Genomic DNA, 8,215 nt, shown 5'->3' on the forward strand with positions numbered 1-8,215 from the left:
TTCAAACAGTAGTCAAAAGCCTGTTGGCTAAAAAGATAGTGAAAGAAGTAGAGTCAGACACCTACGAGATTGATAAAAAAATAGGGTTGTTTTTCAAATATTATGATGACTCTTTACCGGGGGCAAAAACGGCAAAAACGGTAAAAACGGCAAAAACGGCAAAGGCAAAAAAACTACGAAAATAAATACTGGAATCATTTAATCAGCCTGGGAATAGTTAAGAGAGAAGGTATTGGTCGAAGGGTTTGTTACCGCTTGAGATAATAAAGTTTGCATCAGTTTGCGGCAGAGACAAAAATTGAAAAAGTAAATTTACTGGCAGAAACCTTTTGGGCAATGCCCATTTCCATTTAGGCTGTATTTATAAAGAGCTTAAAAAAGAGAAAGAGGCAAAACACCACTTCAAGGAATGGCCTTAAGGTTATTCCAGAGCATAGAAAGTCAAGAGAGTCTCTTCTTAAGATATTTGTCAATGGATAATCTTAAAATTAGGAGGTAGAAACGCAAGAGAGGATGACAAATTTTGAGCAAGTTGTGAATTTAGCTCGGCGGTTGTCACCATTTGATAAGCTGCGGGTGATTGAATCTCTCATTCCCGATCTAGAAGTACCTCTTCAGTCCCCGATGAAGCTACGGCGGCGTTCGTTGCGAGGATTGTTAAAGGGGTGCTCAATCAGTGCAGAAGAGATTGACCATGTCCGTCAAGAGATGTGGGGCAACTTTCCCCGGGAGGATCTCTGATGCCTAATGCCGTAAGTGACACCCATGCTCTTATCTGGTATTTACAGGATGATACTCGTCTGTCATCAGTTGCGGCACAGTGGTTTGCTGACTGTGAGAATGATGGAGGTCGTATTTATGTCCCATCCATAATTCAAGAAGTAATGAGAATGTTCAATGATCTATTTAATAAATCGCGTTGGCAGATTCGATGGATTTGACAAATTTGATGGATTCGATAAAATAATTTATGCACAATGTGCATAAATGTGCAAAAGAGAAGGAATGGGTAAAATGAAACAAACAAAGAAGATAATTTATCCTGAAATAGATAATGTGGTTATCCTTGTTACAGGTGGAACAGGCTCTTTTGGCGAGGCCGTTGTTGAGAAATTATTGGCCTTTCCAAGAAGGATTATTTCTTAAGAAAATTTATGGAGGTGCTATGAAAATCTTAGTTACTGGTGGAATAGGTGCGGTGGGAAAGCCATTGGTGAAGGAGCTTCGAAGGAGAGGGTGCGAAGTTTGGGCTTGCGATCTTATTCATGATCACGATGAGCAATACATTCGATGCGATATAAGCAAATTCCGCCAATTGGAAAAAGTATTTGAAAGCCACGAATTTGACTATGTCTATAACTTAGCAGCTGAATTTGGTCGTTGGAATGGAGAGGATTATTATGAGAATCTGTGGATGACCAATGTTGTGGGAACAAAGAATATTATTCGCTTTCAGGAGAGAAAGAAGTTTCGGTTGATTCACTTTTCAAGTTCCGAGGTCTATGGAGATTATGATGGTGTAATGAAAGAAGATGTAATGGATAAGGTAGAGATTAAGCAACTTAATGATTATGCTATGACCAAGTGGGTTAACGAGATGCAGATTTTAAATTCGGCTGCCTTCTATCAGACAGAAACAGTTAGAGTGCGACTTTTTAACACCTACGGTCCTGGAGAATATTATAGTCCTTACCGAAGTGCCATCTGTCTTTTTATATACCGTGCATTAAACAACATTCCTTACACTGTCTATCTTGGTCATCATAGAACTTCAAGCTATATAGATGATACAGTGAGTACCTTGGCCAATATTGTGGATAACTTTAAACCAGGTGAGGTATATAACATTGGTGGTTTGGAATATCACGATATGAAGACTTCTTCTGATATTATTTTAAAATATCTGGGCAAAGATGACTCGCTGGTAAAATGCGTAGAAGCCGAGCCTTTTACTACTAAAGATAAAAAACTGGATTGCTCAAAGGCTATTCAAGATTTGGGGCATAATCCTGTAGTAACATTAGAGGAAGGAATTCCCAAAACTATTGAATGGATGAGGTCAGCTTATAATCTTTGAAGAAATAGCAGGTTTTAAATGAAGGTCTTTTTAATTGCTGGTGCCCGGCCAAACTTTATGAAGATTGCTCCTATTTGGAAGGAGATAAAGAAACACCCTGCCGAATTTGAAGCCTTGATTGTTCACACAGGGCAGCACTATGACTATGAGATGAGCAAGAGCTTTTTTGAACAGCTTGTTTTGCCTGAGCCAGATTTCTATTTGGGGGTTGGTTCAGCAAGTCAGGCATACCAGACAGCTAAAATAATGGTTGAGTTTGAGAAGATGGCAATAGAGGATAGGCCTGACTTAATTGTAGTGGTGGGAGATGTCAACTCTACCCTGGCCTGCTCTTTGGTTGCTGCTAAGCTACAGATTAAGCTGGCCCATATTGAAGCAGGACTTAGAAGTTTTGATCGGAGTATGCCTGAGGAGATTAACCGAATAGTCACAGATGTCCTTTCAGATTATCTCTTTACTACTTGCCAGGATGCCAACAATAATTTAGAAAAGGAAGGGATTGGAAAAGAAAAGACATTCTTTGTTGGGAATGTGATGATTGATTCCCTGTTTAGTAACATGGAAGGGGTAAACAACTCTCTTATTTTAAAAAGACTTGGCTTAGAGGAAAAAATTTACGCCTTGCTTACTCTTCATAGGCCAAGTAATGTTGATCAAAAAGAAACCTTTCTTCGAATACTCGAAGCCATAGAAGAGATCCAAAAAGAGATCAAGATTGTTTTTTCGGTCCATCCCAGAACAAGGATACGAATTAAAGAATTAGGATTAGATGAGAAAATAGATTCTCTTTCCAACATGATAGTAGTTGAGCCGCTAAGCTATTTAGATTTTTTAAGGTTGACTAAAGGGTCTAAATTTACAATGACCGATTCTGGTGGTTTGCAAGAAGAGACAACCGTGCTTGGTATTCCTTGTGTGACTATTAGAGAAAATACCGAGAGACCAATAACCATCTCGGAGGGGACAAATGTATTAGTGGGAACTGATACTGAGAAGATAGTACGAGAATGTCTTGTAGTTATAAATGGGGGCGGCAAGAGAGGCAGAATCCCTAAACTTTGGGATGGAAAGGCAGCTAAGAGGATTGTTGAGAAATTGTTAGAAGTTGACAGTCTTGCAGGCTGTTGAGATTGCAACCTCTCAATTTCTTGCTGGCAAAAGATTTGATGTTCCTGTAGATTATCGAACTACAAATGTCTCTGATAAAGTTCTTAGATTAATAGTTGGTTGGGCGGGAATAATTAAGAAGAAGAAGGAGATATCTGCTAATGCGGTTTTTTAACACGGCCGGGCCGGTCAGGTGCGAGAAACATTATTGCCTGCCCCCGTTAACTCGCTTTGACTTAGATGAGATACTCTCGCTTATTGATCAGGAGAAATACTTTGTGCTGCATGCTCCGCGGCAGACAGGCAAGACAACCTGTCTTCTGGCCCTGATGGATTATCTGAACAGGGAAGGGAAATACTATTGTCTGTACTTCAATGTAGAGATGGCCCAGTCTGCCAGAGAAGATGTCAGTCGGGGAATAAAGACGATCTTGGGCGAAATAGGCTCGCAAGCGCGTAATTTTCTGCAAGACCCATCTATCGATGATACCTGGCCTGATGCGCTAAATAAATATGGCGGAGATGGGGCGCTAAGAGAGATTCTTGCGCGCTGGGCTCAAGATAGCCCTAAGCCGCTAGTCCTCCTGATAGACGAAATTGATGCCCTGGTGGGAGATACCCTCATCTCGGTCTTACGGCAATTGCGGACCGGGTATCCCAATCGTCCGTCCTTTTTCCCTCAGAGCATTGTCTTGTGTGGGGTACGGGATGTGCGGGACTACCGTATTCACTCAGATAGTGAAAAAGCCATTATCACCGGCGGCAGCGCCTTCAACATCAAGGCTAAATCCCTGCGACTGGGGAATTTTACCCGGGCAGAGGTTGAGACCCTGTACAAACAGCACACAGAGGAGACCGGGCAATCCTTTGAGCCTAAAGTAATGGATTTGGTCTGGGATCTAACCAGTGGCCAACCCTGGCTGGTCAATGCCATTGGCTATGAGACCTGTTTTGAGATGAAAAATGGTCGAGACCGGTCACAGCCGATTATGACCGAAATGGTCATAGAGGCCAAAGAAAATCTTATCTTAAGAAGGGAAACACATCTTGACCAACTTGCAGACAAGCTCAAAGAAGAGCGGGTCAGAAAGGTCATCGAGCCGGTGTTGGCCGGGGAAGGCAGCCCAGACTTAATTTCCACGGATGATATTCAGTATGTGCGGGATATGGGCCTCATCCGGACAGAGGGAGAGTTAAGAATTGCAAACCTGATCTACCAGGAAATTATTCCCAGAGAGTTAACTTACAGTACCCAATTGACCATCAGTCAGGAGCCATCCTGGTATATCCAGTCTTTCGACGGACATCTCGATATAGACAGGCTAATGGCCTCCTTCCAGCAGTTCTTCCGCCAGCACTCAGAGCACTGGATAGAGCGGTTTGACTACAAGGAGGCTGGACCACAGCTCTTGCTCCAGGCCTTTCTCCAGAGGATTGTCAACAGCGGTGGCCGGGTCGAGCGAGAATACGGCCTGGGCAGGATGCGCACCGACCTGTTGGTTGTTTGGCCATATCCTGGTGGCGTGCAACAGGTGGTGATTGAGCTAAAGCTGACCAACGGCTCCTTGAGCAGTGTCATTGAAAAAGGTCTTCGGCAAACCGCAGAATATGCCGACCGCTGTGGGGCAGATGAAGCTCACCTGGTGATTTTTAATCGAGACAAGAATAAGACCTGGGAAGAGAAAATCTTTAGCCGACAAGAGACATGTCAGGGAAAGCAAATAAAGATATGGGGAATGTGAAATAGCCTGTGTCAAAGAAAAAGGGACAGCCCTAAAGCAAATGGTCACATTGAAAGATGCCAGAGAAGTCAGTAGTGAAATAGTAAGGACATTACAGCCTGTTTCTGTCATTGTCTTTGGCTCAGTGGCGAAAGAAGGGATAGGAGAAGATCTTGATCTACTGATCATTAGTGAAGATAGCAAAGGAGATGCGAGAGGGCTTAACAATCTTCTTTCTAAGCATCTAAGAGGCTTCTATAAAAGGTTTGCCATTGATCCATTTATTGTGCCGGTTTCCAAACTGCGGGAATATTTTTTTAGGGGCAGCCCGTTCTTAAGACTTATTCAAAATGAAGGGAGGTCTTTATATATGAAGGATTCGGTTAAGGAATGGTTAAAACAGGTTGATGAAGATCTTGGGATGGCAGAATATCTTCTTGGAGGTGGCTATTTCAGGGGAGCTTGTTATCACAGCCAGCAGGCAATTAAAAAGTCTTTGAAGGCAGGGCTTCTTCAAAAAGGATGGGAGCTTGAGAGGATTTACAGTATAGAAAGACTAAAGACAATTGCAGAGGATGAGTATAATTTGGCATTAGGAATTGATGAGGATGATATTATCTTTATAGACAGTATCTATCGAGGGAGATATCCGGCAGAAGAAGGCCTTCTTCCCTTGGGCGAACCCCACCAAAAAGAAGATGCGGTGCGGGCAGTAAGCATAGCCAGCAAGGTTGTTAAAGAGATAAGCGGGTATGTATCGAACTATTCAACTGAAGATTTACGAATTCAAACATCTTTTACTAAAGACAGTTCGGGAATGCTTCCCTAAAGCAAAGGTTGAAATTAAAGAAAGGCGAGACATAATTTTTGAGGCAAGAATAGGATAATTAAGAAAAATCTGTGAGAAGAGGTAGTAATAAAAAAAGGGTGAAAAATGTGGTCATATTTCAAACTCAAGAAAGAACCTAATCTTTCAATCAATCCCCTTGTCCGAGAGGAAGAACTAACTTTCTTTATAGATAGAGAGAAAGAGATTGACGAGCTTAACCTCTACCTTTCTGGTGATATTGCTCAGAATGTCCTGATTTCAGGGAGAGTAGGGGTTGAAGGACTTAAGAGGTCTGCTTTAAATAAAAAACTTGCTGATCTGGAAGAAAAAAAGGTACTCGGTAAAGGAAGTGAAGGCAAAAGAACGGTCTATAGAACCACTTCTAAGAGGTTTTGGCTTAAGAAGATGTATGAGGCAACCCGACTTTAAAAGAAAGACGTAACTGACACAGGTGTTCCAAAAATGGCAGAAAAATCACACCTGCGTCAGTGGGATATAGGAGTGTCATTAAATAAGCAGGATGAAAATAAAACCAGCAATTAGCGTTGTTATCCCCAATTATAACTATGCCCATTTTTTAGGTGAATGTATGCAGAGTGTTATTGATCAGACATTCACCGATTGGGAGATGATTGTCGTTGATGATGGCTCAACAGATAATTCAAGAGAAGTAGTAGAAGATTTTATTGAGAGGTATCCTGATAAGAGGATAAGGTATATTTACAAAGAGGATGGTCCAAGTGGGACTTCGGCGGCTGTCAATTTAGGAATTAAAAACATGAAGGGAAAATACTTTGCCTGGTTGAGTTCTGATGATGCCTATATGCCGGAAAAATTAGATGTTCAGTTTAAATATATGGAAAAAAATCCAGAAGTTGCTCTGACGCATACTCATTTTTTTGTAATTAATGGAGAGGGTTCAATTACTGGAAAAGGTGGGACTACATACTCAAACTACGATCAAATTGTATTTGATTTATTATTAGGAGGATGCAAAATTAATGGAAATACGGTATTAATAAGAAGGGAAATATTTGAGGGATTAGGTCTCTTTAGAGAAAATGATGAAGAATATGATAATGAATATCCTGAAATCTGGAGGGCCACAGAATATGAGAAGTGGGTTGAGATAGCTATGAATTATAGAATAGAAGTTATTCCCCAATGTTTGCATAAATATAGAGAGCATAAAAAAAATATTGCTTCTTATAGTAAAAATTACCAGATGGCAAATATTGTAGCTAAGAGAATTATTGAGAAATCTCAAATAGAAGAGATTTTTCCAGCCCTGAAAAAATCCCCTCAAAATCAAACTCTTTATTTAACTTCTTTTTTGGAGCTAAGTTTTCTTTGTCATCTAAAGGGGTGGTTTGATACAGCAGCCAAATACCTTATGAAAACAGGAAAGATAAAGAGGGAATTTTTGGAAGAAGTTTACAGGAGCATTCCTCAAGGAATAGAGAATCTGTCCTTCACAGAACTTGTAAAAACTGTATTGATGAAAGCAGAGAAATTTTTTGATATAAGTCCAAATATTATAGATGAATTTTCTAAGTTCGGAATTCAAGAAGGAGTCTCATTTCTTCAAAAAGGGGATTATGCCAAGGGGAAGAAAGTCTTAGAGGAGTGGAGTGAGATTGAGCCTGAAAACATTGAGATAAATTATTCTCTTGGTTCGTGTTATCAAAAGGGAAAAGAATGGACTAAAGCAATAGAGAAATTCAAACAAGTTTTGTCCCTCAAGACGGATAAAAAAGATATCTATTTTGCTGGAGCCCATTTTCATCTTGGCGAGATTTGTCAGGCCCAAGGTAATTTGGATAAGGCAAAAATTGAGTTTGAGAAGTGCTTAGAGTGCAATCCTGGCCATAGAAAGGCCAAGGAAATTTTGGAGACCTTTGGATAAAGGTGGGGAATGGCAGTATGAAAATATTATTAATCAGTCCTCCTTATAGACGATTTATGGGAATCTTAGAAGATTCTTTCCCCCTGGGATTGGGATACATAGGTACAATATTAGATCAAGCGGGTCATTTTGTGTGTATTTATAACGCCGATTTTGATAAAAACATTGAGCCTTTCTCTTATTCTTATGAATATTCATTTTCTCATCAGCATGATGTTATTAAAGCTTTGAATAATGATAATCATTATGTCTGGAAAGAAATCAAAGAGAAAATAGAATCTTTTTCTCCGGATATACTTGGAATCTCAACAATGACCAATAAGTATGCTGTAAGTTTAAAAATAGTCAAGATTGCTAAAAAGATAAGTGAAAAAATAAAGGTTGTTGTTGGCGGCCATCATCCAACTCTCTTTTCTGATCAATTTTTGGGTGATAAAGGTATAGATTTTGTTGTAAGGGGTGAGGGGGAAGAGACTTTTTTTGAACTGGCTAAAGAAATAGAAAAGGGAGAAAACCAGTTTTCGCAAATTGATGGCCTTTCTTTTCGGCAAGATGGTCAAATAATTCACAATAAA

At 40.2% G+C, this 8,215-nt stretch carries 10 protein-coding genes; all 10 read left to right on the forward strand.

The window, feature by feature from the left end:
• A partial coding sequence (locus tag KJ849_08195; protein ID MBU2600538.1) for a hypothetical protein occupies positions 1 to 185 on the forward strand: 185 nt, incomplete at its 5' end.
• 555 nt (positions 186 to 740) lie between these two features.
• A complete protein-coding gene (locus KJ849_08200; protein MBU2600539.1) occupies positions 741 to 941 on the forward strand; it encodes a hypothetical protein in 201 nt (66 codons plus the stop codon).
• 64 nt (positions 942 to 1,005) lie between these two features.
• Entirely contained in the window at positions 1,006 to 1,146 is a 141-nt protein-coding gene (locus KJ849_08205; GenBank protein ID MBU2600540.1) for a polysaccharide biosynthesis protein, read from the forward strand.
• A 19-nt stretch (positions 1,147 to 1,165) separates the two neighbouring features.
• Complete coding sequence (locus tag KJ849_08210) at positions 1,166 to 2,077, forward strand: NAD(P)-dependent oxidoreductase (GenBank protein MBU2600541.1); 912 nt, start codon at positions 1,166 to 1,168, stop codon at positions 2,075 to 2,077.
• Positions 2,078 to 2,095: 18 nt separating this feature from the next.
• A complete protein-coding gene (wecB, locus tag KJ849_08215; GenBank protein MBU2600542.1) occupies positions 2,096 to 3,205 on the forward strand; it encodes a UDP-N-acetylglucosamine 2-epimerase (non-hydrolyzing) in 1,110 nt (369 codons plus the stop codon).
• Positions 3,206 to 3,345: 140 nt separating this feature from the next.
• Positions 3,346 to 4,926: an ATP-binding protein gene (locus KJ849_08220; protein MBU2600543.1), complete on the forward strand. Its 1,581-nt coding sequence runs from the start codon at positions 3,346 to 3,348 to the stop codon at positions 4,924 to 4,926.
• A gap of 40 nt (positions 4,927 to 4,966) precedes the next feature.
• Positions 4,967 to 5,734: a HEPN domain-containing protein gene (locus tag KJ849_08225; GenBank protein MBU2600544.1), complete on the forward strand. Its 768-nt coding sequence runs from the start codon at positions 4,967 to 4,969 to the stop codon at positions 5,732 to 5,734.
• 105 nt (positions 5,735 to 5,839) lie between these two features.
• Positions 5,840 to 6,163 carry a hypothetical protein gene (locus tag KJ849_08230; protein ID MBU2600545.1) on the forward strand — a complete coding sequence of 108 codons (324 nt, stop codon included), beginning with the start codon at positions 5,840 to 5,842 and terminating at the stop codon, positions 6,161 to 6,163.
• Between the two features lie 91 nt (positions 6,164 to 6,254).
• Complete coding sequence (locus KJ849_08235; GenBank protein ID MBU2600546.1) at positions 6,255 to 7,640, forward strand: glycosyltransferase; 1,386 nt, start codon at positions 6,255 to 6,257, stop codon at positions 7,638 to 7,640.
• A gap of 17 nt (positions 7,641 to 7,657) precedes the next feature.
• Positions 7,658 to 8,215 (forward strand): cobalamin-dependent protein (locus KJ849_08240; GenBank protein ID MBU2600547.1); only part of this gene is annotated, 558 nt, incomplete at its 3' end.

The organism is bacterium, assembly GCA_018830565.1.
Lineage (GTDB): Bacteria > UBA9089 > JAHJRX01 > JAHJRX01 > JAHJRX01 > JAHJRX01.

Excerpts from the sequence above, each read along its gene's own strand:
- KJ849_08200 (MBU2600539.1), top strand. The coding sequence starts at position 741 with ATGCCTAATGCCGTAAGTGACACCCATGCTCTTATCTGGTATTTACAG.
- KJ849_08230 (MBU2600545.1), top strand. The coding sequence starts at position 5,840 with ATGTGGTCATATTTCAAACTCAAGAAAGAACCTAATCTTTCAATCAAT.
- KJ849_08205 (MBU2600540.1), top strand. The coding sequence starts at position 1,006 with ATGGGTAAAATGAAACAAACAAAGAAGATAATTTATCCTGAAATAGAT.
- KJ849_08220 (MBU2600543.1), top strand. The coding sequence starts at position 3,346 with ATGCGGTTTTTTAACACGGCCGGGCCGGTCAGGTGCGAGAAACATTAT.
- KJ849_08225 (MBU2600544.1), top strand. The coding sequence starts at position 4,967 with ATGGTCACATTGAAAGATGCCAGAGAAGTCAGTAGTGAAATAGTAAGG.
- KJ849_08210 (MBU2600541.1), top strand. The coding sequence starts at position 1,166 with ATGAAAATCTTAGTTACTGGTGGAATAGGTGCGGTGGGAAAGCCATTG.
- wecB (MBU2600542.1), top strand. The coding sequence starts at position 2,096 with ATGAAGGTCTTTTTAATTGCTGGTGCCCGGCCAAACTTTATGAAGATT.
- KJ849_08235 (MBU2600546.1), top strand. The coding sequence starts at position 6,255 with ATGAAAATAAAACCAGCAATTAGCGTTGTTATCCCCAATTATAACTAT.